Here is a 25048-nt window from a genome sequence, read left to right as displayed (position 1 = left end):
TAGTCCTACTTAAGGCGTTTCACGTGAAACATCGGTATTACTTGCCGATACAGAAGGTCGAGAAGACCTCGCCCAACACCTCTTCGACACCGATCTCGCCGGTGACACGTGACAGGGATCGAGCGGCCCGGCGCAGATCGTCGCCCGCCATTTCAGGCGAAGCCTCCAGCGCCCTCAGGCCCGCCTTTACATCCGACAGGGCCTCGCTCAGCCGAAGCCGATGCCGTTCGCGCGTGATCGCCGGGAAGTCCGCCCCCGAAAGATCTCGCTCCAATCGCGCGGCGATCCAGTCATGAAGCTCACCCAGGCCCGCGCCGGTATGACTGCTTACGGCGATCTGATCCCAGCCTTGGGAGCGGATATCGGCCGATGCGAGGTCACTCTTATTGGCCACGATCAGATCACCCGACCGAACATAGTCCGCCGCCACGCCTTCCACATCGCCGGGTGCTCGAACCCATAGCCTCAGATCCGCCTCCTCTGCGCGCGCCCGCGCGCGCCGAACCCCTTCCGCCTCTACCGGGTCGTCGCTGTCTCTTAATCCAGCGGTGTCCGACAGGGTGACGGCATAGCCGCCGATCACCAGTTCGGCGTCCAGAACATCGCGCGTCGTCCCGGCGATCGGCGTGACGATCGCCGCCTCGCGCTGGATCAGAGCGTTGAACAGCGACGACTTACCGGCGTTGGTCTCACCGATCAGCACGATGCGATAGCCGTCCCGAACGCGCTCTCCCCGCGCCCCATCCTCGACGGCGCGATGCAGATCGCGCGCCAGCTGCTCAAGCACAGGCCCCGCCGTCCGCGCCAGATTGTCCGGCACCTCCTCGTCGGGAAAGTCGATCTCGGCCTCGACCAGGGCCAGGGCCTTCAGCAGGTCGCGACGGAAACCGGCGTAGGTTTGGCTGAGCCTCCCGTCCAGCTGACCCAGAGCCTGTCTCGCCTGGGCCGCCGTCTCCGCATCAATCAGATCGGCCACCGCCTCCGCCTGGGCCAGATCCATCCGGCCGTTTTGAAAGGCGCGGCGGGTGAACTCACCCGGCTCGGCGGGCCGCAGTCCCAAGGCGATCAGAGCGCGACTGGCCGCTTCGACCACCGCCCGGCCGCCGTGCAGATGAAGTTCGGCTGCGTCCTCGCCCGTATAGGAATGGGGTCCGACGAACCGAAGGACCAGGGCCTGATCAATGGCGACGCCATCATGATTCAGCTCCCGGACCGAGGCCAGCCGCGGCTTCAGCCCCCCCGCGCCCAGGGCTGTCAGCGTCGGCGCGACGGACGGCCCCGAAAGACGCAAGACGGCGATGGCGCCTCGGCCCGGCGGAGTGGCGAGGGCGAAGATGGTGTCCTGGGTCATGGTCTCAGGGGCTTCTCCAACTGCGGAGAAACCTGTGGCTCACTTCACCGCCGCTTCCATCAACCGCCGAAACTGATCCTGCGCCTGAAGGCCGAAACTGGTCCAGGTCTTCAGCAGTTCGTCCGGTTGCATGGCGGCGACATTGGCTTCCATCCGCTTGGTCATCTCGACCACCATGGCTGCGTTCAGCGGGGTGACGTCAGGCAGTCCCAGAAAGGCGCGCGCCTCCGCCGGAGTGCAATCGATCTCGATTTGAACCTTCATGACGCCGTGCCTCCTGTTTCACGTGAAACCATCAGATGACGGATCAGGTGTTCATCGACTGGAAGAAGTCCGCGTTGTTCTTCGACTGACGCAGCTTGTCGAGCAGGAATTCGATCGCGTCCTGCGGACCCATCGGATTCAGAATGCGGCGCAGCACATAGGTCTTGGCCAACTGGTCCTTCGGCGTGATCAGGTCTTCCTTGCGGGTGCCGGACTTCAACACGTCAATGGCGGGGAAGATGCGCTTGTCGGCCACCTTGCGGTCCAGCACGATTTCCGAGTTGCCGGTGCCCTTGAACTCTTCGAAGATCACCTCGTCCATCCGGCTGCCGGTGTCGATCAGGGCCGTGGCGATGATGGTCAGAGACCCGCCCTGCTCCACATTCCGCGCCGCGCCGAAGAAGCGCTTGGGCCGTTGCAGGGCGTTGGCGTCCACGCCCCCGGTCAGCACCTTGCCCGACGACGGGACGGTGGCGTTGTAAGCCCGGCCCAGGCGGGTGATGGAGTCCAGCAGGATCACCACGTCCTTCTTGTGCTCGACCAGGCGCTTGGCCTTTTCGATCACCATCTCGGCGACGGCGACGTGGCGCGTGGCCGGCTCGTCGAAGGTCGAGGCCACGACCTCGCCCTTGACGGTCCGCTGCATGTCGGTGACCTCTTCCGGCCGTTCGTCGATCAGCAGGACGATCAGGAAGACCTCCGGGTGGTTCCGCTCGATCGACTTGGCGATATTCTGCAGCATCACCGTCTTGCCGACCCGCGGCGGCGCCACGATCAGGCAGCGCTGGCCCTTGCCAAGGGGGGCGACGATGTCGATGACCCGGCCCGAGCGATCCTTCAGGGTCGGATCCTGGATTTCCATGTGCAGCCGCTCCTCGGGATAGAGGGGCGTCAGGTTGTCAAAAAGAACCTTGGTCTTCACCATCTCGGGGTCTTCGAGATTGATGGTGTCGACCTTCAGCAGGGCGAAATAGCGCTCGCCCTCGCGCGGCGCCCGCACGGCGCCATGGACCGTATCGCCCGAGCGCAGGCCGAAACGGCGAATCTGGGACGGCGACACATAGACGTCGTCCGGGCCGGGCAGATAGTTGGCGTCCGGGCTGCGCAGGAAGCCGAAACCGTCGGGCAGGATTTCCAGCACCCCGTCAGCGATGATCTCGACCTCTTCCTCGGCCAGGGCCTTAAGGATGGCGAAGAGCAGATCCTGTTTACGCAGGTTGGAGGCGTTCTCGACCTCCAGCTGTTCGGCGAAGGCGACCAGGTCGGCCGGCGTCTTCTCATTCAGCTCGGCCAGGGTGATCCGGCCGTTCGGCACCACCGGCTCGCCGTCCTCATCCTCGTCCGCCGTGGTGTCCACGCCCGAGTCTGCGCCCGCCGCCTCGCCGGCCTCGTGCGCGGCGCCGTGATGGGTCGGGGCTTCGGCCTCGATTTCGGTCTCGGGAGTGTCGGTGACGTCGGTCATGATACAGGCTCGCGGACGCGCGCACGGAACCGCACGGCGTCAGGTCTCTGGAAATGTCTGGCCTTTCGGCCGAAGGGGGGCACGACGGTCTCCCGCTGGTCGAACCGGCGGGCGTCGCGAAAAGAGAGGGACCGCTGGACGGACCGAACGGTTCACCACCAGCGGAACCACAGGCGAGAGGTCAGGTCAAGCGGAGCCGCTCACCCGAACGTCCACTCCGTGGTGACCGACAGCACCATGATGATGGCCAGGACGAACGGGACCTCGTTCGTCATCCGCCAGAACTTGCCGGAATATTTCGACGTCCCCGCCGCGATCTTCTTGCGCTGCGCCGCCAGGAAGCCGTGCCAGCCGCTCAACAGCAGGACGCCGATCAGTTTGGCCACCATCCACGGCTCGGCCAGAAGCGCCGCCCCCCGCGCCGAGACGTCGATATGGATCAGCCACAGGCCGAAGCCCCAAGCCAGGATCATAGCCGGGTTCAGGATGATGCGCAGCAGCCGCGTCTGCCACAGCCTCAGCAGGGCCTGCATCTCGCCGCGCAGGGGCTCGGGCTTGGCGTTCTGCTCGACGTCATAAGCATAGAGCCGCGGCAGGAACAGCAGACCCGCCATCCAGGCGATCACCGCCAGTATGTGCAGGCCCCGGGCCAGATCGTACAGGTTCACGCTGCGCTCCTTTCGTTACGACAGGGACAGGCCTTCCAGTCCGTCTGACAGCCCAGACCGAAGGGAGCGACCCCCGTGCGGCCCAGGGCGTCGATCGTCGCCGCCGCCAGGGCCTCGATGAACACGGGCGCAGTGCCGACCGCCGGCGCGCGCAGATAGGGCCTGACCCCCTTATCATGGGCCAGTTCGCCGTATTCGATGTCCAGCTCGACCAGGGTCTCGATGTGTTCGGAGACAAAGGCGATGGGGGTGATGACCACCCCGACCCCGTCGCGGCCGGCCTGTTCGATCGCCTCAGGCGTGGACGGCCCCAGCCATTTCATCGGTCCGACGCGGCTCTGGTAGCAGAGGGCATGGTCGATGGGGCCCCGGTCGCGCTCGATGGCGGCGACCACGGCGGCGACGGTCGTCTCGACCTGTTCCTGATAGGGGTCGCCCTTGCCGCTGACCAACTTCTCCGGGATGCCGTGGGCCGAGAACAGCACCCGCACCGGTCCGTCGCCCGCCTCATCCAGTTTGGATGCGATCGCCTGGGCCTGGGCCTCGACCCAGCCGTCGGCGCGAGGATAACAGCAGACCGTCCGGCTGACGCCCGACCCGGCATAGGTCTCGTTCCAGATCTTCAGCGAGGACTGGGTCGTCGTCGTCGAGAACTGCGGATAGAGGGGCAGCAGCACCACCTCGTCGGGCGCGAAGGCCGCCACCTCGACCGCCGTCTGATCGGTCAGCGGCCGCCAGTAGCGCATGGCGATAAAGACCCGGACCTCGTCCCCGGCCAACCGGGCGTTCAGCACCGCCTCCAGGGCCTCAGCCTGCAGCCGGGTTCCAGGCAGCAGGGGCGACCCGCCTCCCATCAAGGCGTAGTTGGCCTGGGCGCTCGCCTCCCGCCGGCTGGAGATCAGCTTCGCCAGGGGCGTTCGCACGATCCCCGGCAGGCCGATGATGGCCGGATCATTGAACAGATTGAACAGGAAGGGCTTCACCGAAGCCTGATCGTCGGGTCCGCCCAGATTGAACAGCACCACCGCGATGCGGCGGCCCGGCAAGGGTTGGGTCATTGGGCGCCGATCCTTTTCAGAACCTGTTCGACATGGTCGATGGGCACGTCGGGCAATATGCCATGACCCAGGTTGAACACCCACGGCCCCTGGCCCCATGCCTCCATCAGCTGATCCACCCGGCGGTCCAACAGTTCGCCCCCGGCGCGCAGCAGCAGGGGGTCCAGCGCGCCCTGGATCGGCTTGATCTGCTGCACCCGTCCGCCGACTTCCAGCGGACAGGCGGTGTCCAGGGCGACCGCATCGACCTCGACCGCCTGGGCATACCGCTCCGCCAGGGCTGCAGAGCCCCGCGGGAAACCGATCAGGGGCACGGTGACGCCCAACTCCCGCGTGCGCTTCACAAGCGCCTGGTGGGGATTCAGGACCAGCCTTTCGAACAGATCGTCGGGCAGGCCCTCAGCCCAGCTCTCGAAGATCTTCAGCACCTGGGCGCCGGAGTCGGCCTGCATCTTCAGATACCGGGCCGTCGCCTCGACCAGTACCTCCAGTGTCTCATCCACCCGCCTGGGATCGGCATAGGCATAGGTCCGCGCCGCCGCCCGCTCGCCCTTGCCGATGGTCCGGGCTTCGCCGTCCAGCATATAGGTGGCCACGGTCCAGGGCGCGCCGGCGAAACCGATCAGGGCCCGCTCCGGCTCGAGCGCCGCGCGCACGATCGACAGGGTTTCGCCCACGGCGGACAGGTGCTCGCCCGCTCCGGCGGCCAACTCCATCATCCGGCCCGGAATGGGCATGGCGCCTAGACGCGGTCCCTCCCCCGTCTCGAACCACACGTCCTGACCCAGGGCCTGGGGGATCAGCAGGATGTCGGCGAATACGATGGCCGCATCGAAGCCGAACCGACGCATCGGCTGGAGCGTCGCCTCGGCGGCCATTTCCGGGTTCAGGCAAAAACTGATGAAATCCGGCGCCTCGGCCCTCAGTCGGCGATACTCGGGCAGATACCGTCCCGCCTGACGCATGAACCAGACCGGCGGTCGATCCAGCGTCTCTCCTCGGAGAGCCCGGATCATCATCGGCGCCTCTTGGGGCGTCTGAACGGCGTTCTGGGTCGGATCGGTCATGCCGGACGATTAAGGTCACAGCCCCCCGCTCTCAATCCCTAATCAAGTTAAGAATTAAAAGATTCGTAGTGGCAGGTAGGGCGGTGGAACGGCGGGGATGAATGCGGCGGCTGTGGCGGAACAAAAGCGGATATCCACGCGCCTCCAGGCGCCTTCGGGGATGCGGAACAGGATTATACGGCCGGTGGACAATCCCTAATGAAACCTTAACGGCAAAGGCTTTGCGGGGCGTTCGGCCTGTGAACGAGGTAAACCGGTGTTAACCCTTCATTAGGATTTTCCACAAAGAGGCGGAAAACGGTTTTCCGCCTTGGGATGAACCGGGGCCGGAGGGTTTTCGTCGTCCACCCTCATCCCCGCTCGCCGCCGTCGCCGTCTGGGTCTAAGGAGAGAAACGCCCGGACGGTCCCCAGCCATCCCCAGGGCGCGACCCGTCCTTCAACAGAGAGACGATCCCCGAATGAGTCCTGCGCGACCCGCCGCCGCCCGCCCCGGCCCTGCCCGCCTGGCCACCTATTTTCACGTGCATCTGGTGTCGGACTCGACCGGCGAGACCCTGAACGCGATGGCCAAGGCGGTGACGGCGCGGTTCGACGGCGTCATTCCGATCGAACATATCTACGCCCTGGTCCGCTCGGAAAAGCAGATGGACCGGGTTCTGCAGGAGGTGGAGGCCGCGCCGGGGGTGGTGCTGCATACCCTGGTCGACCGCCAGTTGCGCGAACAGTTGGAGGAGGGATGTCGCCGGCTGGAAATGCCCCAGATCGGCGCCCTTGACCCCCTCGTCGGCGCCATGTCCCGCTATCTCGGCGCGGCGGCCCTCTCGACCCGCGTCGGGGCCCAGCATGCTCTGGATCACGACTATTTCAATCGGATCGCCGCGCTCGATTTCGCCATGGCCTATGACGACGGTCAGGGCACCCTGGAGCAGTTGGAGGGCGCGGACGTCGTGCTGTGCGGCGTCAGCCGAACGTCCAAGACTCCGACCTGCATCTATCTGGCCCATCGCGGCATCCGCGCGGCCAATGTGCCCCTGGTGCCGGGCCAGGAGGACGGCGAGCGCTTGACCCAGTTGAAGAATCCCCTGGTCATCGGCCTGACCGTCTCGCCCGACCGGCTGGTCCAGATCCGCCGCAACCGGATCGAAAACCTGAACGCCAACCAGTCGTCCAGCTATACGGACCAGGACGCGGTCCGAGAGGAGACGATCAAGGCCAAGCGCGCCTTCGCTCGACGGGGCTGGCCCACCATCGACGTCACCCGGCGTTCGGTGGAGGAGACGGCGGCCGCCATCACCAATCTGCTGAGCGAGCACCGCACCCACAAGATCGGAACCAGCTGGTGATGGCCGAGACCCTGATCCTGGCGTCCAAGAGCGCCGCCCGCCGCGCCATGCTGGAAAACGCCGGCGTGCCTTTCGACATCCGCATCGCCGATGTGGACGAGGCGGCGATCAAGGCCGTCTCGACCGAGCTGGACCCCGCCGCCCTCGCGGTGCGTCTGGCTGAGGCCAAGGCCCTGGCGGTCTCGCGCGACGATCCAACCGCCTGGGTTCTGGGCTCGGACCAGACCCTGGCCTTCGACGGGCGGCTGGTCTCCAAGGCCCAATCGCTCGAGGCCGCCCGCGCGCGGCTGGAATCCATGCGCGGCCGCACCCACCATCTCCATTCCGGCGCCGCCCTGGCGGTCAAGGGCGAGATCGTCTGGTCGGGCGTGGACACGGTCGAGATGCGGATGCGCGACTTCTCCGACGCCTTTCTGGACGCCTATCTGGCCGCCGAGGGCGAGGCCCTGCTGGCCTGTGTCGGCTCCTACCGGTTGGAGGGACTGGGCGCCCAGCTGTTCGAGGCGGTGGACGGCGACTATTTCACCGTCCTGGGCCTGCCGCTCTGGCCGGTCCTGACCGAGCTGCGTCGCGTCGGGGTCCTGTCCGCATGAGCCGTCATCGCATTACGGGCGCGGCCCTGGTCGCCGGGATCGCCGGCAATCCGGTGGCCCATTCCCTCAGCCCCGTCATCCACAACGCCTGGCTGGCGGCCGGGGACATCGACGGCGCCTATGTCCCCTTCGCCCCCGCCGATGCGGCGGGGTTCGAGACCCTGGTCGCGGCCGGTCGGGCCGGTCTGATCCAGGGCCTGAACGTCACCGCCCCGTTCAAGGAACAGGCCTTCGCCCTGGCGGATCAGGCCACAGCGGCGGCCCGGCTGACCGCCTCCGCCAACATCCTGACCTTCGACGCCGGCCGGGTCTCGGCCGACAGTTCGGACGGCGTCGGCCTGATGCTGGGCCTAAAGGAACAGGCGCCGGATCTGGCGCTGCAGGGCCGTCCGGTTGTGCTGCTGGGTGCGGGCGGCGCGGCGCGGGCCGGGGCCGGCGCCCTGGTCGAGGCGGGCGCCGAGGTTCGGATCGTCAACCGCTCGCGCGACCGGGCCGAGGCCCTGGCGGCCGATCTCGGCGCCTCGGTCCGCGTCATGGCCGCGTCTGAGGCCCTGGACGGCGCCGCCCTGGTCATCAACGCCCTCAGCGTCCAGCCGGATTTCGATTTCGACGCCGTCGCCCCCGGCACGGTGATGATGGACATGACCTACAAGCCCCTGACCACCCCCTTCCTGGCGGCGGCGCGGGTGCGGGGCCTGCCGACGGTCGACGGCCTGGCCATGCTGATCGGCCAGGCGGCGCCCTCGTTCCGGGCCCTGTTCCGCCGACCGCCCCCGCCGCTGGATCTGCGCGCCCTGCTGACCGCCCATATGGATCAGACGGCATGATCCTGCTCGGCCTGACGGGCTCCATCGGCATGGGCAAGTCGACGACGACCGCCATGTTCGCCGACCTGGGCGCCGTGGTCTGGAACGCCGATGACGCCGTGCACCGCCTCTACGCCCCCGGCGGCGCGGCGGTCGAGCCGGTCGGCGCGGCCTTTCCCGGCGTGGTCGTGGACGGCGCCGTGGACCGCGCCCGTCTGGCCGAGGCCCTGGGGCGGGACGAAACCGCCTTTCGGCGGCTGGAAGCCATCGTCCATCCCCTGGTGGCCCAGGGCCGGGCGGGCGATCTGGCGGCGGCCAGGGCCATGGGGGTCAGGCTGGCGGTCCTGGACATTCCTCTGCTGTTTGAAACCGGCGGCGACGCCCATGTCGACGCCGTGGTCGTGGTCACCGCCGATCCGGAGGTCCAGGCCGAACGGGTTCTGGCCCGCCCCGGCATGACCCGCGACCGGTTCGAGGCCGTTCTGGCCCGCCAGCTGCCCGACGCGGAAAAACGCGCCCGCGCCGACTTCGTTATCGACACCGGCCACGGCCTGGAGCCTGCCCGAGCCGAGGTCGCCGCCGTGGTTCAGACCGTGCTGGATCCGGCGTGGATATCTCCGCGTCGCCGCGCGGGGGCTCTTTCACCGTCTGACGAACGGGGCCATTAAGGCGCGATGGCGCGCGAGATCGTTCTGGACACCGAAACCACCGGCTTCGACCCCAAGACGGGCGACCGGCTGATCGAGGTCGGCTGTATCGAACTGCTGGATCTGCTGCCGACGGGCCGCACCTTCCACCGGTTCGTCAATCCCGAGCGGCTGATCCCGCCGGACGCGATCCGCGTCCACGGCATCACTGACGAGAAGGTCAAGGACGCCCCCAAATTCCACGAGATCGTCGACGATCTGATCGAATTCATCGGCGACGCCCCGATGATCGCCCACAACGCCGCCTTCGACCGCAACTTCATCGACTTCGAATATGCGCGCTGCGGCCGGCCGATCACCGGCGAGGCGCGCTGGATCGACACCCTGAAACTGGCCCAGACCCGGTTCCCGGGCATGCCCAACTCGCTGGACGCCCTGTGCAAGCGCTTCAAGGTGTCCCTGGTCGAGCGGACCCTGCACGGCGCCCTGATCGACGCCCGTCTGCTGGCCGAGGTCTATCTGGAGCTGCGCGGCGGCAAGGAGCGGGTGCTGGACCTGTCGTCGACCCCGGCGGCGAGCCGCGGCGCGACCGGCGCTGTTCAAGCGGCTGCTTACGGCCCCCGCCCCCGCCCCCTGGCTCCGCGTTCGACGCCGGAGGAGCAGGCGGACCATCTAGCCTTCCTGGCCGAGACCCTGAAGGACCGGTCGCTCTGGGCGGCCTACGGCGTCGGGGCCGACGAAGAGGCGGCGGCCTGATTCCACGCGCCTCGGCCGAAACGAAAAAGGCGGCCCCTCTGAGGACCGCCCTTCCCTCGTCAATTTGGGTTCGGCTCAGGCCTGGCCGGTCTCGATCGGCTGCTGGGCGATCTGCTGCTGGCGCGCGATATAGATGGCGGCGAAGTCGATCGGGTCCAGCATGAAGGGCGGATAGAAGCCGCCGTCGGCCGTGGCGCGGGCGATGATTTCACGCGCGAACGGGAAGAGGTAACGGGGGCATTCGATCAGCAGCAAGGGCTCGATGTCCTGCTCCTGGACGTTCGCCAGCTGGAACAGACCGCCATAGACCAGTTCGACGTGGAAGACGGCCTGGTTCTCGTGGGTCGCCTTGACCGACAGCTTCAGGTCCAGTTCGAACAGACCGTCGGGGCGGCCTTGGGCCGACATTTCGACGCCCAGGTCGATCGCCGGCTTGCCGTCGATACGCAGGGATTCCGGGGCGCGCGGGTTTTCGAACGAAAAGTCCCGCACATACTGGGCCAGGATGCGGAAGCCGGGGCCTGCGGGTTGACCCTGCTGAGGCTGGGCCGGTGCGGGGGTGTCGGCGGGCGGAGCGGCGTCGGTCATGGGCGTGTTCGATTGCGAAAAAGGGCCGATAGGGCCGGAATAAGGCGCCGCGACTAACACGTCGGGGCGGCCGGCCGCAATGTCGCACCTGCGCCGGGGGGCGCGCCGCGCCTTGCTTCCTCCTATATCAGCCCCTAATCGTCTCCCTCGCGCCTTCTCCTTCGCGCGCCGACATTCAGGAAGTCCCCTTGCCGGTCCAGTTCCAGATCGTGATCTTCGCCGTCATCGCGGCCTTCGTCCTGTTCCAGCTCTACAATGTGCTGGGCAAGAAGGTGGGGCGACAGCCGCAGGAGGACGCCAAGACCTTGGCCACGCCCAGCCCGACTGCCCCCGAGGCCTCGAAGACGCCGGCCCTGGACGCCGCCCTTCTGGCGTCGATCGCGGGTTTGAAGGCGCGCGATCCCGCCTTCGATCCGCACCGGTTCCTGGAAGGGGCGCGTCAAGCGTATGAGACCATCGTGCGCGGCTACGCCGCCGGCGATCGCGCCGCCTTGAAGCCCCTTCTGACGCCGACCGTCATGGCCTCGTTCGAGGCCGGCATCGCGGCGCGGGAAACCCGGGGCGAGACGGAGACGGTCGAATTCCTCTTCCCGCCCCGCGCCGATCTTGAAGGCGCCACGGTCCAGGGCGACAAGGCCGTGGCCAAGGTCCGTTTCCTGGCCGAACTGCGCAGCCGCGTGACCAAGGCCTCGGGCGAGACCGCCGATTCCGTGACCGGCGAGCCCCTGGTCGAGGAACGCCGTACCGCCGAACACTGGACCTTCGAACGCAGCCTGGGCGCCGCCGATCCCAACTGGGTCCTGGCCCGCGTCGAGCCGGCCAGCGCCTGATGTCGGTCTCGCGCCGGCTCGGCCGGCGGACGGCGCGTCTGTGGCCCCTGCTGGCGGTCGCCGCCTGCTCCACGGGCCCGGCGATCACCCCGCCTCTTCCTCAGACGCCGCCGGCGTCCCGGCCCTCGGAGACTGAGGCGGGTCCCCGCCCCTATCTGCCCGCGCCCAGCCCCGCCGAGGGCGTCAGCCCGGCGGTGCTGCCCGGCTGGAACGACGAGGATCATCTGGCGGCCTTTCGCGCCTATGTCGGCGGCTGCGCCGCCGCGCGGGATGCGGCCGGCCGCGCCGTCTGCAGCCGCGCTCAGGCCATGGCGGCCGCTCCCGTCACTCCGTCCGACGCGCGGGCCTTTTTCGAAGCCCGTTTCAGCGCGGTCCCGGCTCAGACCTCAGACGGGCGTCCCGGCCTTTTGACGGCCTATTTCGCCCCGGAATATTCGGCGCGCCGCGCCCCGGACGCCGAGTTCTCGGCGCCCGTCCTGGCCAAGCCGGCCGATCCCCGCGCCGCCGGCGACCGGGCGGCCGTCGAAGCCGACGCCCGCCCCGACCAGGCCTTGGCCTGGATGCGGGCCGAGGACCTCTTCTTCCTCCAGATCCAGGGCTCCGGCTATCTGACCTTCGAGGACGGAACCCGCGCCCGCGCGGCCTACGCCGGCGACAACGGCCGGCCCTTCGTCGGCATCGCCCGGCCGATGGCGCGCCAAGGCCTGCTGCCGGAGAACGGCACGTCCGGAGAGGCGATCCGCGCCTGGCTGGCCGACCATCGCGGGCCCGAGGCCCAGGCCGTCATGGCCCTGAACCCCCGCTACATCTTCTTCCGGCTGGACCCCGACGACGACGGCCATCCCGCCGGGGCGGCGGGCCTGCCCCTGATCGAGCGCCGGGCGGTGGCGGTCGATCCGTCCCAGTGGCGCTACGGGGACCTGGTTTGGCTGGAGGCGGACGGCGGAAATCTGCGCGGCGCCACGACCTCCTATCGCGGTCTGGCCATGGCCCTGGATACGGGGTCGGCCATTCGCGGCCCGGTGCGGGCCGACCTCTATATGGGTCGTGGAGACGCCGCCGGCGCCGAGGCCGGGACGGTGCGCCATCCCCTGCATATGTGGCGGCTGATCCCCAAGGGCTGAGGACGCCGCGCTTCGGCCTGGGCGGTCCGTCGGCTCGAAAAAAGGTGTCCGATGTGTCCGATCTGTCCGACGGCCCTTGTTTTCTATGAAGAAACTGTCGGACACCGACCGGACTGTCCGGTGTCGGACGCGCTCTGCCCTCTTGGCGATGTCAAAGACCGAGGCGCCATTATAGGCGCGGCTGAAGGGGCGCCGGGCAGATCCTCGATCGGATCTGCAAGCCTCTGAATTGGCGCGGCCTTAAGGCGGACATCGCGCCGAGCCGCTCTTCCCGCGTCAGAGGGCCTTGATGCGGCGACCGGGTTCATCACGGCGAGCACGGCGGATTCACAGCGGTCACGACGCCGTCGGAACTCGCCGTGACCGCCGTGACCTCGTCGTGCACGTTGTGATGAACTCACCCTCAATCGGCGTTCCGCCGCCAGACGTTGTCCCTTCCGCTGACGCGGGAAGGAAGACCGACACTTAATGGAATAGATTCTTCAACGTCCGAGGCGCTTCTCCTGGATTGGCTCTAGGCCAGGTCCTCGATCTCCGCCTCGGTCAGTTCGCCGGGGACGATGGTGACGGGCAGTTTGCGGCCCCCCACATGGGCGCCCTGTTTCAATATGGCGGAGACCAGGGGGCCGGGCCCGCGCGAGCCTGATCCTGCCGCCAAGACCAGGATCTTGATGTCCGGATCTTCGCCCACGACCTTCTTGATCGCCGCCTGGGGCTCGCCCTTCTCGATCAGGAAGACCGGCGGCGCGCCCGACCGCTCCATCGCCTCCTCGCCCAGCCGGTTCAGCAGGGCCTCGGCCTCTTCGCGCTGCTGCCGCTCGATCTCCTCGCGCGCGCCGGACCAGTGGGCGTCGCTGTGGGACGCCAGGACACGCAGCATGACCACCCGCCCGCCGGTGGATTTGGCCCGCCGGCAGGCGAAGCGCAGGGCGGCTTCGAACTCAGGACTGTCGTCGACGACGACCAGGAACTTTCTCGGCATGACGGCCTCCCCAGCCGGTTTTCCCTGACGGAGGAGGCCGGGATGCGGCCCCCTCGTCAAGTCTCGGCCGCAGCCGGTTCAGCCCTTGCCGGCCGCGGAGGCCAGGTCGCGAATGGTGGCGTTGGCGATCGTCAGCTTGGCGAAGGTCCAGCCTGCGCCCGACTGTTCGATCTCGTCCACCGAGGCGCGAACCCCCTCGACCACCGCCAGTTTCGAGCCGATCCAGGCGTCGACGGCCCCTTCGGCGGCGTCTTCGCTGATCCCCACCGAAGCGTCCGACGCCCGCGCCACGGCGCGCGTCAGCGTCGCCTGTTCGGTCATCAGATCCTCGATCAGGCGGCGAACGGCCAGGCGATCGAAATGATCGACCGACGGGATCGAGCCGGCGGCCGCGCGCAGCCGGTCGAAATCGAAGGCGGCGCCCACCTGGTGGTAGAGCCGGGCCATGGCGGCGACCGGCCAGCCCGTCTCCTGAGCGATGTCGCCGATGTCGGCGGCGGCGACCAGGGGCCGCATCACGCCGATCCGCCGGGTCAGATCCTCCGGCGCCCCGTGGTCGGCGAAGGTCTTGACCCGCTCGTCCAATCGTCCCTGCTCGAAACGGGACAGGACCGGCGCGCCTTCGGCCTGGAGCGCGTCGGCGACGGGGCGATAGCGGTCGATCAGCGCCTGGACCGAAGCGCCGTTCTTGGCGCGGCGCGCCAGCCAGAAGGTCTGGCGGCGCAGGACCACGGCGATCTCACGATAGAGGGCCGTCTGCGCCTCGGCGGAAATCTTGAGATCCAGGTTCGAGACGGCGTCCCAGGCCTCATCCAGTCGGAAGATGCGCCGCGCCGCCTCGAAGGCGATGATCAGGGCGGTGGTGTCGCATTCCGCCGAGCCGCGCAGGCGGTCGGGGAAGGTCGGGCCGCACATATTGACCACTTCGTTCGACAGGACCGTGGCGATGATCTCGCGCCGCAGACGGTGGCTCTTCATCTGCGGTTCGAACCGGGCCAGGGCGTCGGGGAAGTAGCGCACCAGAATCTGCTCGAAGAAGGGATCCTCGGGCGCCTGGGACGCCACGATCTCTTCGGACAGTTCCAGCTTGGCGTAGGCGGTCAGGACCGCCAGCTCGGGCCGCGCCAGAGGAATCCCCGAGGCCATCATCTCCTTGATGCGGGCGTCGGAGGGCAGGCCCTCGACCTTGCGGTCCAGCTTGCCGCGCGCCGACAGGCTCTGCATGAACCGCTGCTGGGCGTCCAGGGCGCCGGCCCCTTCCGCCTGTTGCAGGGTCAGGGCCAGGGTCTGGTCGTAGTTGTGGGCCAGAACCTTGCGCCCGACCTCTTCGGTCATGGAGGCGAGCAGCGGGGTCCGCTCCTCGGCCGGAAGGACGCCGTTGGTCACGGCCGAGCCGACCAGGATCTTGATGTTGACCTCATGGTCCGAGGTGTCCACGCCCGCCGAATTGTCGATGGCGTCGGTGTTGATGCGCCCGCCGTTCTGACCGAAGACGATCCGCCCGGCCTGGGTGAAGCCCAGATTGGCCCCCTCGCCCACCACCTTGACCCTGAGTTCGTCGGCGTTGATCCGCAGGGGGTCGGTGCCCTTGTCCCCCACCTGGGCGTCGGTCTCGGCGGCGGACTTCACATAGGTGCCGATCCCGCCCAGATACAGCAGCTCGGCCGGCGCCTTCAGTATGGCGCGGATCAGGCTGACCGGGTCCAGCTCGTCCTCGGCGATGTCCAGGGCCGCCTTGATCTCAGGCGTCAGCTGGATCGACTTGGCTGAGCGGGAGAAGACGCCGCCGCCGGCCGAAATCAGGCCCTTGTCATAGTCCTGCCAGGACGAGCGCGGCAGGTCGAACAGGCGTTTGCGCTCCGCCCAGCTGACTTCGGGGTTGGGATCCGGGTCGATGAAGATGTCGCGATGGTCGAAGGCGGCGACCAGCTTGGTCGCCTTCGACAGCAGGGCCCCGTTGCCGAAGACGTCGCCGGACATGTCGCCGACGCCGACCATTGTGAAAGGCTCGGTCTGGATGTCCTTGCCCAGTTCGCGGAAGTGGCGCTTCACCGCCTCCCAGGCGCCGCGGGCGGTGATGCCCATGGCCTTGTGGTCATAGCCGATCGAACCGCCGCTGGCGAAGGCGTCGCCCAGCCAGAAGCCGTAGGACGCCGAGACGCCGTTGGCGATGTCCGAGAAGGTCGCCGTGCCCTTGTCGGCCGCGACGACCAGATAGGGATCGTCCTGCTCCCAGGCGACCACATGGGCCGGACGGGTCACCGCGCCGTCGGCGGCGATGTTGTCGGTGATGTCCAGAAGGCCCGACAGGAAGGTGCGATAGGCGCGGATGGCCTCGCCCTGAACAGCCTCTCGGTCGGTCGTGCGGGGCAGTTGCTTCGGATAGAAGCCGCCCTTGGAGCCGACCGGCACGATGACGGCGTTCTTGACCTGCTGCGCCTTGACCAGGCCCAGGACCTCGGTGCGGAAGTCGTCGCGACGGTCCGACCAGCGCAGGCCGCCCCGCGCGACCGGGCCGAAGCGCAGGTGCACGCCCTCGACGTGCGGCGCCCAGACGAAGATTTCGCGATAGGGCTTGGGCAGGGGCAGGTCTTCCAGCTCGCTGGAGGCGATCTTGATCGAGATGTGCCGCTTGGGCAGGCCGTCAGCGTCCTGCTGGAAGTAGTTGGTGCGCTTGATCGCGCCGATCAGGGCGGCGATGCGACGCAGGGCGCGGTCGTGGTCCAGGCTCTTCACCGCCTGGAGAAGGGCGGCGATCTGGGCCGTCAGGGCGTCGACGGTCTCCTGGCGGGTCTCCACGGCGGCGCCGTTCGGCTCGAACTTGGCCTTGAACAGGGCCAGCAGGGCGCGCGACACCTCGGGATATTCGCGCAGGGCCTCTTCCTGCACGGCCTGGGACGGGTCCAGACCCGTCTGCTGACGATAACGGGCCAGGGTGCGGATCAGGGCGGCCTCGCGCCATTCCATCCCAAGTTCGATCACCAGTCGGTTGAAGCCGTCGCTCTCGGTCAGGCCGCTCCAGACGGCGGCGAAGGCGCGCTCGAACGGCTCCTTGACGTCCGCGAAGACCAGATCCTCGCCGCGCGGATCCTCCATCAGGAATTCATGGACGTGAATCTCTTCCTCGCCCATCGGTCGGATGGAATAGCCGTATTCCTCCAGCGTCTTCAGGCCCATGTCCGTCATGATCGGCAGGACGTCGGACAAGGGGACGGAGGGGCCCCGGCGGTAGAGTTTGAAACGGAACTGAAGCGGGCTGTCGTCGAGATTGCGGAAGGCGCGGACCGCCACGGGCTCGCCGGCGCCGACCTGGCCGGTGGCGTTCAGCCGATCCATTTCACGCAGATCGACCGCCGCCTCGTCGGCGTCATAGCGGTCGCGATAGGCGGCCCCGAAGGCGCGAGCCCAGCGTGCGCTGAGCGGGCCGACCTCGACATCGGCCACCTCGGCCCGCCGCAGGGCGGCTTCGAACCGTTCGATCCAGCTGCGACCGGCCTCGGCCACATCCTGTTCCAGCTGGGCTGCATCGGGAACCGGATGTTCGCCGGGCGTCACGCCGATGATGAAATGCACCCGAACCAGGGGCGCGTCCGAAAGCTGGGGATACCAGGCGGAGACGCGTCCGCCCCAGGCGCGGGCGACGATCTGGCCGATCCGTTCGCGCACCGAGGCGTCGAACTTCTCGCGCGGAATGAAACACAGGACCGAGACGAAGCGGTCGAACGGATCCTGGCGCGTGAACAGGCGGATGCGCGGCCGGTCGTAGAGGTGCAGAATGCCCAGGGCGATGGACAGCAGCTCGTCCTCGCTGATCTGGAACAGCTCATCGCGCGGATAGTTGTCGAGGATGTTCTTCAGCCGCTTTTCATTGTGGCTGCCCGGCGCCTTGTCGGCGCGCGACAGGACGTTGGCCACCTTGCGGCGGATCAGCGGGGTCTCGGTCGCCAGACGGTCATAGGCCTCGGAGGTGAACAGGCCCACGAACCGGGTTTCGCCGGTCGCCTTGCCGTCCGGCCCGTACCGCTTGACCCCGACATAATCCATATAGGCCCGGCGGTGGACCCGCGAACGGGCGTTGGCCTTGGCCACGGTGACGGGGTCGCTGAAGTCCAGCTGGCGGCGCATCTGGCGCGTCAGGACGGCCGGTTCGGAGGCGCGGCGCAGAACGGTGCGTTCCGGATCGGCCAGAATGCCCAGGCCGGCGCCCGACTGGCTCAGGGGGGCCTCGGCCTCATAGTCGCCGTCGGCCCCGCGCGGATAGTCGTAGTCGCGTGCGCCCAGGAAGACGAAATGGTCGCTCTTCAGCCATTTCAGGAAGGCGATGTTTTCTTCCAGTATGGCCGGATCGACCGCGGGCGGAGTGGTTTCCAACCTCTGCACGGCCTGGCGCATCAGGGCGGCCATCGCCTCGTGGTCCTCGACCGCGGCGTGGACGTCGCTCAGGCTCTGGGCCAGGCCCTCGCCCAGGGCGTCGCGGCGTTCCTGGGGCACGGGATCGATGACCAGGATGATGACCGACAGTCGGCGTCCGTCCAGCGCGACGACGGGGTGGAAGAGGGCGCGCACAGAGACCCCGGCCTCGGCCAGGACGCCCATGACGCTGTCCACCAGGAAGGGGGCGTCGTTCTGGACGATGCGGACCAGGTCATAGTCCAGGGCCTGGCCGTCGGCGCCCGACAACGGCCCCACGGTGATCAGGGGCGGGGAGCCGGCCGGATAGTCGCCGGCGGCGCGCCAGGAGGCGGCGAGCAGGGCGGCCAGATCCTCGCCGTCCAGCTCCGGCGTTTCGTCGGCGGCGTAGTCCTCGTGCGCCTGAGCCAGGAAGGAGCGCTCCGCCTCGCCCGGGCTGGTTCCCAGAATCCGCGCGAATGAAGCTTCCAGCAGGGCCGGGGTGATCGGCTGAACCGTTGCAGAGCGCGGATCGAGGGCGGTCATGGACTTCCAGTCTCGGGCGACGCGGCCGGGGCCGCTGGGGGCTGGCGCGACGCAGCGCCACACCGCTGACTAGGCCAGGACTGATCGCTCGGGAAGCCCCTGAGGGGCGAAGATTCTCATGAACAGCGTTCACGTTGGAACGGTTGTGCGGCGCCGCAAACGAGAAGGCCGCCGAGTGGGGGAACTCGGCGGCCTGCGCGGACCGACGCATGGGGAGGGGAGGGGCGTCGGCCTCGCTCGGCCGCGGTCGGAGGGGGGATGGCCGCGGCGTTGAGGCTGAGATGGGCGGTCCGGGGCGGGTTTCAAGAGGCCGGCGTCACAGGTTTCTCTGCGGCCTGACGCCGCACGGCGGCTTCAGGCTTCGTCAGCGTCGTCCTTGGAGAATGAGCCCCGCCTGTGATGCGCCGTCTTGTGTTCGTCCGCATAGGGTTCGCCGTCGCCCGACAGCAGGACGGCCATCCAGCGCGAACCCTTGAACTCGGCCAGGATCGCCATGGCCATCACGGCCAGCGGGGTCGACAGGAACATGCCGACCACGCCCCACAGCTTGCCCCAGAAGGCCAGGGCCAGCAGGACCACCACCGGGTCGATGTTCTGATTGTCGCCCTGCATGCGCGGCTGGACCAGATTGCCGACGATGAACAGAATGGTCTGAAGCCCCACCAGCAGGATCAGCGCCGGCCAGTAGCTGGGGAATTGCACCAGGGCGAACAGGGGCGGGGCCAGACCCGCCACAGCCCCGCCCAGAACCGGGATGAAGCCGACGATGAAGATGACGAAGGTCCAGAACTCCGCGTTCTGAAGCCCGACAGCTCGCATCAATATCCAGGCTGCGGCGCAGATCAGGGCCCCGGTCACGGTCTGGACCCACAGATAGCCCTCGACCCCGCCGCGGACGCGGTTGAACACCGCGATCGCTTCGTCGCGCTGATGCCTGTGGGGGAACATGGCGATGATCTTGCGCCGGAAGCCGATCTGCGAGGCCAGAAGAAAACCGAGATAGACCAGGACGAAGAAGGCGCCCGAGGCGATGCCCTGCACCTGAAAGGCCACGGAGGTTAGATAGCCGCGCAGATCGACGCCGTTGATCAGGTCCTGGGCCGTGGGCGGATTGTTCAGCCGGATCAGGGCGTAGACGTCGCGGATGATCTGGTCGATGCGCGGCCCGATGTTCTGCGACACGCCCGACGCCTCGCCGAAGAATCCGGCGGCGCCGTTCACGATGATGGCGATGGAGGCGAAGAAGGCCAGGACCACCAGCAGCAGGGCCGCTGTCCCCGCCCAGCGGTCGTTCAAAGGAGTGCGCGCCGCCACGGACCGCTTGACCCCGTCGATCATGATCAACAGGAAAACGGCCATGGCCAGGGGCGTCAGTATGTCGCGCAGCCAGTAGAGGGCCGCACCGGCCGCGACGGTGGCGATCAAGACCAGGGCGTTTCGCGAGACGGCCGAAGACTGCATGGTGATGGGGCTCTTCATGGCCACCCTTGTCGGTGGGGCGAAGAACGCCGTCAACCGGCCTTGAAGGCGGCGGTTCCGACCCGCTCGCGACTGCGCTAGACCTTCGTCCCGCTTCTGGAGACCTTTCGATGTCCGACACCCCCGCCGGTCTTTTCCTTGGCCAGTCCGACGAAGGCCAGGACCAGGCCCTTCTGTTCCATCGGGCGAACCGCCACGGCGTGGTCGCCGGGGCGACGGGAACCGGCAAGACGGTGACGCTGCAGATCCTGGCCCAGGGCTTTTCGGACGCGGGCGTCCCGGTCTTCTGCGCCGATGTGAAGGGCGACCTGTCGGGGATTTCCCAGATCGGGACGCCGAACGAAAAGCTGCTGGCCCGCGCCGCCGACATGGGCCTGGCCTTGACCCCGTCCGCCGCGCCCACGGTGTTCTGGGATCTTTATGGTCAAAAGGGCCATCCGATCCGCACGACGGTCTCCGAGATCGGCCCGGTGCTGATGGCGCGGATGCTGGACCTGAACGAGGTCCAGGAGGGCGTGCTGACGGTGGTCTTCCACGTCGCCGATCAGGAGGGGCTGCTCCTGTTGGACATCGACGATCTGCGCAGCCTTCTGGCCTATGTCGGGGAGAACGCCGAGCGGATCGGACGCGAGGTCGGCCATGTCGCCCCAGCCTCGATCGCCGCCGTTCAACGGGCGATTCTTCAGCTGGAACAGCAGGGGGGCGCGGCCTTCTTCGGCGAGCCGGCCTTGAAGCTGGAGGACGTCATCCGCGTCGGCCTGGACGGCCGGGGCCAGGTCAATGTGCTGGATTCCACGCGGCTGATGAACAGTCCGCGTCTGTATGCGGCCTTCCTGCTGTGGCTGCTGTCGGAACTGTTCGAACAGCTGCCGGAGGTCGGGGACCCGGAGAAGCCGCGTCTGGTCTTCTTCTTCGACGAGGCCCACCTGTTGTTCAACGACGCGCCGCGCGCCCTGCTGGAGAAGGTCGAACAGGTGGTGCGGCTGATCCGGTCCAAGGGGGTCGGCGTCTATTTCGTCACCCAGAATCCGGCCGATATTCCCGACAGCGTCCTGGCGCAGCTGGGCAATCGCATCCAGCACGCCCTGCGCGCCTATACGCCGTCCGAACAGAAGGGGCTGAAGGCTGCGGCCCAGAGTTTCCGCCCCAACCCCGCCTTCGACACGGCCGAAGCCATCCAGGCCCTGGGGGTCGGCGAGGCCCTGGTGTCGGTTCTGGACGACAAGGGCGCGCCCACGGTCGTGGCCCGCACAAGGATCCGGCCGCCCGCCTCGCGGCTGGGGCCGGCGACCGAGGCCGAACGCGCCGCCGTAATCGCCGCCAGCCCGGTCCAGGGCCGGTATGAGCCGGTCCTGGACCGCGAATCCGCTGAAGAAGTGCTCGCCGCCCGCCACGCCGCCGTCGAACGGGAGGCCGAGGTCCAGGCGGATCTCAAGGCCCAAGGCCGGGTCAAGGGGGGAGCAGGGGCCGCCCAGGACCATGACGGGGACGATGTCCGACCGGCGCCGGCGCGGCGCAAGCGAACATCCAATCGGCAGACCCCGATGGAGGCCCTGACCAAGTCCGTGCTGCGCACGGCCGGATCGACCCTGACCCGCGAACTGCTGCGCGGCGTTCTGGGAAGCCTGCGTCGGCGTTAGCGTTTAAGACTTGCAAGCCGTCGGCGTCATGCGCATCTCCGGCCCATGTTCATCCAGACCGAGCCCACGCCCAATCCTAATGCGTTGAAGTTCCTGCCCGGGCGGGAGGTCTCGCCGTCGGCCACGCTGGAATACCGGACGATCGACGAGGCGACCGCCTCGCCGCTCGCCGAAGCCCTGTTCGAGCTGGAGGGGGTGGAGGCCGTCCTGTTCGGCGCCGACCATGTTTCCGTCGTCCGCAGCGTTTCCGGGCCGGAATGGTCGGAGATGAAGGCGCCGATCCTGGGCGTCATCATGGACCATTTCGTCTCGGGCGCGCCCCTGACGCGCGGTCAGACGGGCGAAGCCGATCAGAACGTCGAGGCCGACAGCGAGATCGTCGCCGAGATCAAGGCCCTGCTGGACAGCCGCATCCGCCCGGCGGTGGCCCAGGACGGCGGCGACATCCTGTTCGATTCCTTCGACGAGGCCACCGGCGTCCTGTCCTTGCGGATGCGCGGCGCCTGTTCGGGTTGTCCGTCGTCCTCCGCCACCCTGAAGGCGGGGGTCGAACAGATGATGCGCCACTATGTGCCTGAGGTGACGCGGGTCGAGCAGACGATCTAGGGCGATCCCGCTTTAAATTATCGCCAGACGTGCAAGGAGGCGCCATCTTTAACTTCTGATGGCGCGCTTCGTCCCTGATCCTCATGTTCTCCGTCTCGGCGAGGCCCTCGCCGCCCTGCGTCGCCAACGCGGCCTGTCCCAGGCCGAGGCGGGCGCTCGACTGGAGATGACCAGCCAGGGTTGGGGCCTGTACGAGGCCGGTCGTCGGCCGGGCCTGTTTCGGCCTGATGTCCAGCGGCGTTTGACCGGCGCCCTGGATTCCACGCCCGAGGCCCTGGCTCTGCTGGCGGCCGGAGGCCCGGACGCGGCGGCGACCGGTCCGGCGGCCGGTCTCGAAGCGCGGGGTCGCGCCTTCTCCGGCGCGTCCATTCCCCGGACCCATAGGCTTGAAGTGGCCGACGACGCCCTGTCGCCCTGGGCGGATCGCGGCGTCGTTCTGGAATATCGGCCAGGTCGCCCGCGACCGGGGCAGGGCTGCGTAATCCTGACGACCGACGGCCGGCGGCTGGCGCGCATTTTTGATCGCTCGGCCGCCGACGGCCTGCACGTGCGGGGCGCCGGCCGTCTGGAAGGGAAGGAAGTCATCGACCCTAGCCGGGTGGCGCAGCTCTGCCTCGTCACGGCGCGCCACGAGCCATGAAACGAAAAGGTTGCATACCCGGACAGGTTGCGCCATCTTCGAGCCATGAACAGCCGCCCCGCCGCTCCCCGTCGGAACGCCCGCTCAGTCGAGGCTGTGGACCTGCATGTGGGGGCGCGGATCGCCGCTCGGCGTCAGGCCCTGGGCCTGTCTCAGACGGCGCTGGGCGAGATGGTGGGGGTCAGCTGCCAGCAGGTGCAGAAGTACGAAGGCGGGCAGAACCGGATATCGGCCGCCCGGCTGCACAATCTGGCGATCGCCCTGTCCATGCCGATCAGCGCCTTTTTTCCGGCGCGGGCGGAGGCCGGCGAGCCGACCGACCTCTCGATCATGCGAACCCTCGCCGCCACGCCGGAAGGCCTGGCCATGGCCGCCGGCTTCGCCGCCATTGAGGACCGTTCCGTAAGACAGGCCCTGACGCAGCTGGTCGAGGTTCTGTCGCGCGCGGCCTGACGCACGGTCTGAGCGGCGGCTGAGGGCGGGTTGAGGCCGCAAAGCGATTTCCCATCCGCCTGTCAGCCTCTAGAAGGCCGGCATGAGACTCTTGGTCATTGATACGGCGCTGGGCGCCTGTACGGCGGCGGTTTTTGAGGACGACCGGCCCCTGTCGGTGCGGTTCGAACCGATGGCCAAGGGCCACCAGGAACGGCTGGGCGGTCTGGTGCGCGACGTCATGACCGAGGCGGGGGGCGGTTTCGATCGTCTTGATCGGATCGGCGTCACGGTCGGGCCGGGCTCCTTCACTGGTTTGAGAGTGGGCCTGGCCTTCGCCCAGGGTCTGGGCGCCGCCCTGGGGCGGCCGGTCGTGGGGGTGTCCACGCTGGACGCCCTGGCTGATCCCCTGGCGACGGCGGGCGTCCCGGTCGCGGCCCTGATCGACGCCCGGCGGGGTCAGGTCTACGCCAAATTCTTCTCGGACGGCCGGACCCTCGGCCCGGAAGAGGCCCTGCCCTTGGAGGCGGCCGCCGACCGCATCGCCGCTCTTGGGACGAAGGTTCAGGCGGTCGGCAGCGGGGCCGGTCTTCTGAGCGAAGCCTATCCTGAGCTGAGCCTGGCCTCGGCCGATCCCGTCGTCGCCCCCGCGCCGACGGCCCTGGCTCGGCTGACCCGGTCAGTCGATCCCGCCGCCCATCCGCCCCGGCCCCTGTATCTGCGCGCGCCCGATGCGGCGCCGCCCACCCGTCTGCCGGGACAGCCCCGCCAGACCGCGCCATGATCCGTCCCGATCCCGCCGCCTTGGCCGCCGTGCATGCGCGAGCCTTTCCGGCGCCCTGGAGCCGGGACGAGTTCGCCGCCCTCCTGGCCCAGCCCGGCGTCTTGGCGGTGGTCGAACCGGACGGCTTCATCCTGATCCGGATCGTGCTGGATGAGGCCGAGATCCTGACCCTGGCGGTGCGGCCCGAGGCGCGGCGGGCCGGCCTAGGCGGGAGACTGGTCGGTCAGGCGGCCGTCGCCGCCGCCCAGGCCGGGGCCGTGCGCCTGTTTCTGGAGGTGGCCGAGGACAATGCGGCCGCCCGCGCCCTTTACGACCGCGCCGGCTTCCGCCCGATCGGGCGACGCAAGGCCTATTATGCGCGGCCCGACGGCGGTCGAACCGACGCCCTGGTGCTGGGACGCGATCTTGCGATGAATCCGGACACGGCGCCGCTTCCCTGAAGCGGCCTGAGCCCCTATTCTAGGCCTATGGACCGGATTGAAAAACTCTGCGCCGACCGCGGCATGCGTATGACCGAACAGCGCCGGGTGATCGCCCGGGTGCTCTCCTCGGCGGAAGACCACCCCGATGTGGAGGAGCTGTACCGCCGCGCCTCCTCGATCGACCCGCATATTTCGATCGCCACCGTCTATCGCACCGTGCGCCTGTTCGAAGAGGCGGGCGTGGTCGAGAAGCACGACTTCGGCGACGGCCGCAGCCGCTATGAAGAGGCCGGCGACGACCATCACGATCACTTGATCGACACTAAGACCGGCGAGGTGATCGAATTCTTCGACGCCGAGATCGAAAAGCTGAAGTCCGAGATCGCCGAACGGCTGGGGTTCGAACTGATCGGCCACAAGCTGGAGCTTTACGGCGTCCCGATCGACGGCGCCGAACCGTCCAAGCGTGAAGGGCTCATCTTCAAACGCCATGCCGCGCGCGTGGCGCCCGAAGACGTGGATGCGGGCTGAAACCCGGTCTTGTCCTCGCCGGTGCGGGCGATCATAAG

The 25048-nt window shown here is 68.2% G+C and carries 24 protein-coding genes; 14 read left to right on the top strand and 10 right to left on the bottom strand.

Going from position 1 to position 25048, the window contains the following annotated elements:
* Nucleotides 1-37 precede the first annotated feature (37 nt).
* From mnmE to hemE, 6 genes are all read right to left on the bottom strand, one after another.
* A complete protein-coding gene (gene mnmE / locus JL11_RS03375; RefSeq protein WP_054764415.1) occupies nt 38-1351 on the bottom strand; it encodes a tRNA uridine-5-carboxymethylaminomethyl(34) synthesis GTPase MnmE in 1314 nt (437 codons plus the stop codon).
* Nucleotides 1352-1390: 39 nt separating this feature from the next.
* Nucleotides 1391-1615, bottom strand: a complete 225-nt coding sequence (locus JL11_RS03370) for a DUF6489 family protein (protein ID WP_054764414.1) — start codon at nt 1613-1615, stop codon at nt 1391-1393.
* 43 nt (nt 1616-1658) lie between these two features.
* The gene (rho, locus tag JL11_RS03365; protein ID WP_054764413.1) at nt 1659-3077 is read right to left on the bottom strand and encodes a transcription termination factor Rho; all 1419 of its coding nucleotides are present in this window, start codon (nt 3075-3077) and stop codon (nt 1659-1661) included.
* Between the two features lie 200 nt (nt 3078-3277).
* Nucleotides 3278-3745 carry a CopD family protein gene (locus JL11_RS03360; protein ID WP_054764412.1) on the bottom strand — a complete coding sequence of 156 codons (468 nt, stop codon included), beginning with the start codon at nt 3743-3745 and terminating at the stop codon, nt 3278-3280.
* The gene (hemH, locus tag JL11_RS03355) at nt 3742-4803 is read right to left on the bottom strand and encodes a ferrochelatase (RefSeq protein WP_054764411.1); all 1062 of its coding nucleotides are present in this window, start codon (nt 4801-4803) and stop codon (nt 3742-3744) included. Before hemH ends, JL11_RS03360 begins: the two co-directional genes overlap by 4 nt.
* Complete coding sequence (hemE, locus tag JL11_RS03350) at nt 4800-5870, bottom strand: uroporphyrinogen decarboxylase (protein ID WP_054764410.1); 1071 nt, start codon at nt 5868-5870, stop codon at nt 4800-4802. The genes hemH and hemE overlap by 4 nt, the downstream gene beginning before the upstream one ends.
* A gap of 460 nt (nt 5871-6330) precedes the next feature.
* Here hemE and JL11_RS03345 point away from each other — a divergent pair, with 460 nt between their 5' ends.
* The 5 genes from JL11_RS03345 to dnaQ are packed head-to-tail and all read left to right on the top strand — an operon-like array spanning nt 6331 to nt 10017.
* Nucleotides 6331-7215, top strand: a complete 885-nt coding sequence (locus JL11_RS03345; protein WP_054764409.1) for a pyruvate, water dikinase regulatory protein — start codon at nt 6331-6333, stop codon at nt 7213-7215.
* Nucleotides 7215-7808, top strand: coding sequence for a Maf family protein (locus JL11_RS03340; RefSeq protein WP_054764408.1), 594 nt, complete (start codon nt 7215-7217; stop codon nt 7806-7808). Before JL11_RS03345 ends, JL11_RS03340 begins: the two co-directional genes overlap by 1 nt.
* Nucleotides 7805-8635, top strand: coding sequence for a shikimate dehydrogenase family protein (locus JL11_RS03335; RefSeq protein WP_054764407.1), 831 nt, complete (start codon nt 7805-7807; stop codon nt 8633-8635). The genes JL11_RS03340 and JL11_RS03335 overlap by 4 nt, the downstream gene beginning before the upstream one ends.
* Complete coding sequence (gene coaE, locus JL11_RS03330) at nt 8632-9282, top strand: dephospho-CoA kinase (RefSeq protein ID WP_054764406.1); 651 nt, start codon at nt 8632-8634, stop codon at nt 9280-9282. Before JL11_RS03335 ends, coaE begins: the two co-directional genes overlap by 4 nt.
* Nucleotides 9283-9288: 6 nt before the next feature.
* Entirely contained in the window at nt 9289-10017 is a 729-nt protein-coding gene (dnaQ, locus tag JL11_RS03325) for a DNA polymerase III subunit epsilon (RefSeq protein WP_054764405.1), read from the top strand.
* A gap of 75 nt (nt 10018-10092) precedes the next feature.
* On the opposite strand, the gene secB is transcribed toward dnaQ, so the two are convergent.
* Nucleotides 10093-10605: a protein-export chaperone SecB gene (gene secB / locus JL11_RS03320; protein WP_054764404.1), complete on the bottom strand. Its 513-nt coding sequence runs from the start codon at nt 10603-10605 to the stop codon at nt 10093-10095.
* 188 nt (nt 10606-10793) lie between these two features.
* Between secB and timA the strand changes: the two genes are divergently transcribed.
* Together timA and JL11_RS03310 are read left to right on the top strand one after the other, a co-directional pair.
* Entirely contained in the window at nt 10794-11435 is a 642-nt protein-coding gene (gene timA / locus JL11_RS03315) for a TIM44-related membrane protein TimA (RefSeq protein WP_054764403.1), read from the top strand.
* On the top strand, nt 11435-12559 hold the full coding sequence (locus tag JL11_RS03310) for an MltA domain-containing protein (protein WP_054764402.1): 1125 nt from the start codon (nt 11435-11437) through the stop codon (nt 12557-12559). The genes timA and JL11_RS03310 overlap by 1 nt, the downstream gene beginning before the upstream one ends.
* A 514-nt stretch (nt 12560-13073) precedes the next feature.
* On the opposite strand, the gene JL11_RS03305 is transcribed toward JL11_RS03310, so the two are convergent.
* From JL11_RS03305 to JL11_RS03295, 3 genes are all read right to left on the bottom strand, one after another.
* Nucleotides 13074-13541, bottom strand: coding sequence for a universal stress protein (locus JL11_RS03305; RefSeq protein WP_054764401.1), 468 nt, complete (start codon nt 13539-13541; stop codon nt 13074-13076).
* A 78-nt stretch (nt 13542-13619) separates the two neighbouring features.
* Nucleotides 13620-18476 carry an NAD-glutamate dehydrogenase gene (locus JL11_RS03300; RefSeq protein ID WP_054764400.1) on the bottom strand — a complete coding sequence of 1619 codons (4857 nt, stop codon included), beginning with the start codon at nt 18474-18476 and terminating at the stop codon, nt 13620-13622.
* Nucleotides 18477-18830: 354 nt separating this feature from the next.
* Nucleotides 18831-19955: an AI-2E family transporter gene (locus JL11_RS03295; RefSeq protein ID WP_054764399.1), complete on the bottom strand. Its 1125-nt coding sequence runs from the start codon at nt 19953-19955 to the stop codon at nt 18831-18833.
* A 110-nt stretch (nt 19956-20065) separates the two neighbouring features.
* Here JL11_RS03295 and JL11_RS03290 point away from each other — a divergent pair, with 110 nt between their 5' ends.
* The 7 genes from JL11_RS03290 (at nt 20066) to JL11_RS03260 (ending at nt 25010) form a co-directional block, all read left to right on the top strand.
* The gene (locus JL11_RS03290; RefSeq protein ID WP_054764398.1) at nt 20066-21595 is read left to right on the top strand and encodes a helicase HerA-like domain-containing protein; all 1530 of its coding nucleotides are present in this window, start codon (nt 20066-20068) and stop codon (nt 21593-21595) included.
* Between the two features lie 45 nt (nt 21596-21640).
* The gene (locus JL11_RS03285; RefSeq protein WP_054764397.1) at nt 21641-22201 is read left to right on the top strand and encodes a NifU family protein; all 561 of its coding nucleotides are present in this window, start codon (nt 21641-21643) and stop codon (nt 22199-22201) included.
* Between the two features lie 58 nt (nt 22202-22259).
* Nucleotides 22260-22841, top strand: a complete 582-nt coding sequence (locus tag JL11_RS03280; RefSeq protein ID WP_054764396.1) for a helix-turn-helix domain-containing protein — start codon at nt 22260-22262, stop codon at nt 22839-22841.
* A 45-nt stretch (nt 22842-22886) separates the two neighbouring features.
* Nucleotides 22887-23294: a helix-turn-helix domain-containing protein gene (locus tag JL11_RS03275; protein WP_054764395.1), complete on the top strand. Its 408-nt coding sequence runs from the start codon at nt 22887-22889 to the stop codon at nt 23292-23294.
* Between the two features lie 82 nt (nt 23295-23376).
* Nucleotides 23377-24057 (top strand): tRNA (adenosine(37)-N6)-threonylcarbamoyltransferase complex dimerization subunit type 1 TsaB, encoded by a 681-nt coding sequence (tsaB, locus tag JL11_RS03270; protein WP_054764394.1) that lies wholly within the window; start codon nt 23377-23379, stop codon nt 24055-24057.
* Nucleotides 24054-24497 carry a ribosomal protein S18-alanine N-acetyltransferase gene (rimI, locus tag JL11_RS03265; protein WP_054764393.1) on the top strand — a complete coding sequence of 148 codons (444 nt, stop codon included), beginning with the start codon at nt 24054-24056 and terminating at the stop codon, nt 24495-24497. Before tsaB ends, rimI begins: the two co-directional genes overlap by 4 nt.
* A gap of 27 nt (nt 24498-24524) precedes the next feature.
* The gene (locus JL11_RS03260; protein ID WP_054764392.1) at nt 24525-25010 is read left to right on the top strand and encodes a Fur family transcriptional regulator; all 486 of its coding nucleotides are present in this window, start codon (nt 24525-24527) and stop codon (nt 25008-25010) included.
* The last annotated feature ends 38 nt before the right edge of the window (nt 25011-25048 follow it).

The organism is Brevundimonas sp. DS20 (assembly GCF_001310255.1).
Taxonomy (GTDB): Bacteria; Pseudomonadota; Alphaproteobacteria; order Caulobacterales; family Caulobacteraceae; genus Brevundimonas; species Brevundimonas aurantiaca.
The sequence above is the reverse complement of the archived record's forward strand: the minus strand, read 5'-3'. Positions and strand labels throughout refer to the sequence as shown.

Bases quoted from the DNA above. Each gene is read 5' to 3' on its own strand.
- JL11_RS03295 (WP_054764399.1), bottom strand. From the start codon at position 19,955: ATGAAGAGCCCCATCACCATGCAGTCTTCGGCCGTCTCGCGAAACGCC.
- JL11_RS03290 (WP_054764398.1), top strand. From the start codon at position 20,066: ATGTCCGACACCCCCGCCGGTCTTTTCCTTGGCCAGTCCGACGAAGGC.
- tsaB (WP_054764394.1), top strand. From the start codon at position 23,377: ATGAGACTCTTGGTCATTGATACGGCGCTGGGCGCCTGTACGGCGGCG.
- JL11_RS03305 (WP_054764401.1), bottom strand. From the start codon at position 13,541: ATGCCGAGAAAGTTCCTGGTCGTCGTCGACGACAGTCCTGAGTTCGAA.
- JL11_RS03310 (WP_054764402.1), top strand. From the start codon at position 11,435: ATGTCGGTCTCGCGCCGGCTCGGCCGGCGGACGGCGCGTCTGTGGCCC.
- rho (WP_054764413.1), bottom strand. From the start codon at position 3,077: ATGACCGACGTCACCGACACTCCCGAGACCGAAATCGAGGCCGAAGCC.
- dnaQ (WP_054764405.1), top strand. From the start codon at position 9,289: ATGGCGCGCGAGATCGTTCTGGACACCGAAACCACCGGCTTCGACCCC.
- JL11_RS03260 (WP_054764392.1), top strand. From the start codon at position 24,525: ATGGACCGGATTGAAAAACTCTGCGCCGACCGCGGCATGCGTATGACC.
- JL11_RS03280 (WP_054764396.1), top strand. From the start codon at position 22,260: ATGGCGCGCTTCGTCCCTGATCCTCATGTTCTCCGTCTCGGCGAGGCC.
- JL11_RS03370 (WP_054764414.1), bottom strand. From the start codon at position 1,615: ATGAAGGTTCAAATCGAGATCGATTGCACTCCGGCGGAGGCGCGCGCC.
- JL11_RS03345 (WP_054764409.1), top strand. From the start codon at position 6,331: ATGAGTCCTGCGCGACCCGCCGCCGCCCGCCCCGGCCCTGCCCGCCTG.
- rimI (WP_054764393.1), top strand. From the start codon at position 24,054: ATGATCCGTCCCGATCCCGCCGCCTTGGCCGCCGTGCATGCGCGAGCC.
- mnmE (WP_054764415.1), bottom strand. From the start codon at position 1,351: ATGACCCAGGACACCATCTTCGCCCTCGCCACTCCGCCGGGCCGAGGC.
- JL11_RS03285 (WP_054764397.1), top strand. From the start codon at position 21,641: ATGTTCATCCAGACCGAGCCCACGCCCAATCCTAATGCGTTGAAGTTC.
- hemE (WP_054764410.1), bottom strand. From the start codon at position 5,870: ATGACCGATCCGACCCAGAACGCCGTTCAGACGCCCCAAGAGGCGCCG.
- JL11_RS03300 (WP_054764400.1), bottom strand. From the start codon at position 18,476: ATGACCGCCCTCGATCCGCGCTCTGCAACGGTTCAGCCGATCACCCCG.
- coaE (WP_054764406.1), top strand. From the start codon at position 8,632: ATGATCCTGCTCGGCCTGACGGGCTCCATCGGCATGGGCAAGTCGACG.
- JL11_RS03340 (WP_054764408.1), top strand. From the start codon at position 7,215: ATGGCCGAGACCCTGATCCTGGCGTCCAAGAGCGCCGCCCGCCGCGCC.
- JL11_RS03335 (WP_054764407.1), top strand. From the start codon at position 7,805: ATGAGCCGTCATCGCATTACGGGCGCGGCCCTGGTCGCCGGGATCGCC.
- JL11_RS03275 (WP_054764395.1), top strand. From the start codon at position 22,887: ATGAACAGCCGCCCCGCCGCTCCCCGTCGGAACGCCCGCTCAGTCGAG.
- hemH (WP_054764411.1), bottom strand. From the start codon at position 4,803: ATGACCCAACCCTTGCCGGGCCGCCGCATCGCGGTGGTGCTGTTCAAT.
- secB (WP_054764404.1), bottom strand. From the start codon at position 10,605: ATGACCGACGCCGCTCCGCCCGCCGACACCCCCGCACCGGCCCAGCCT.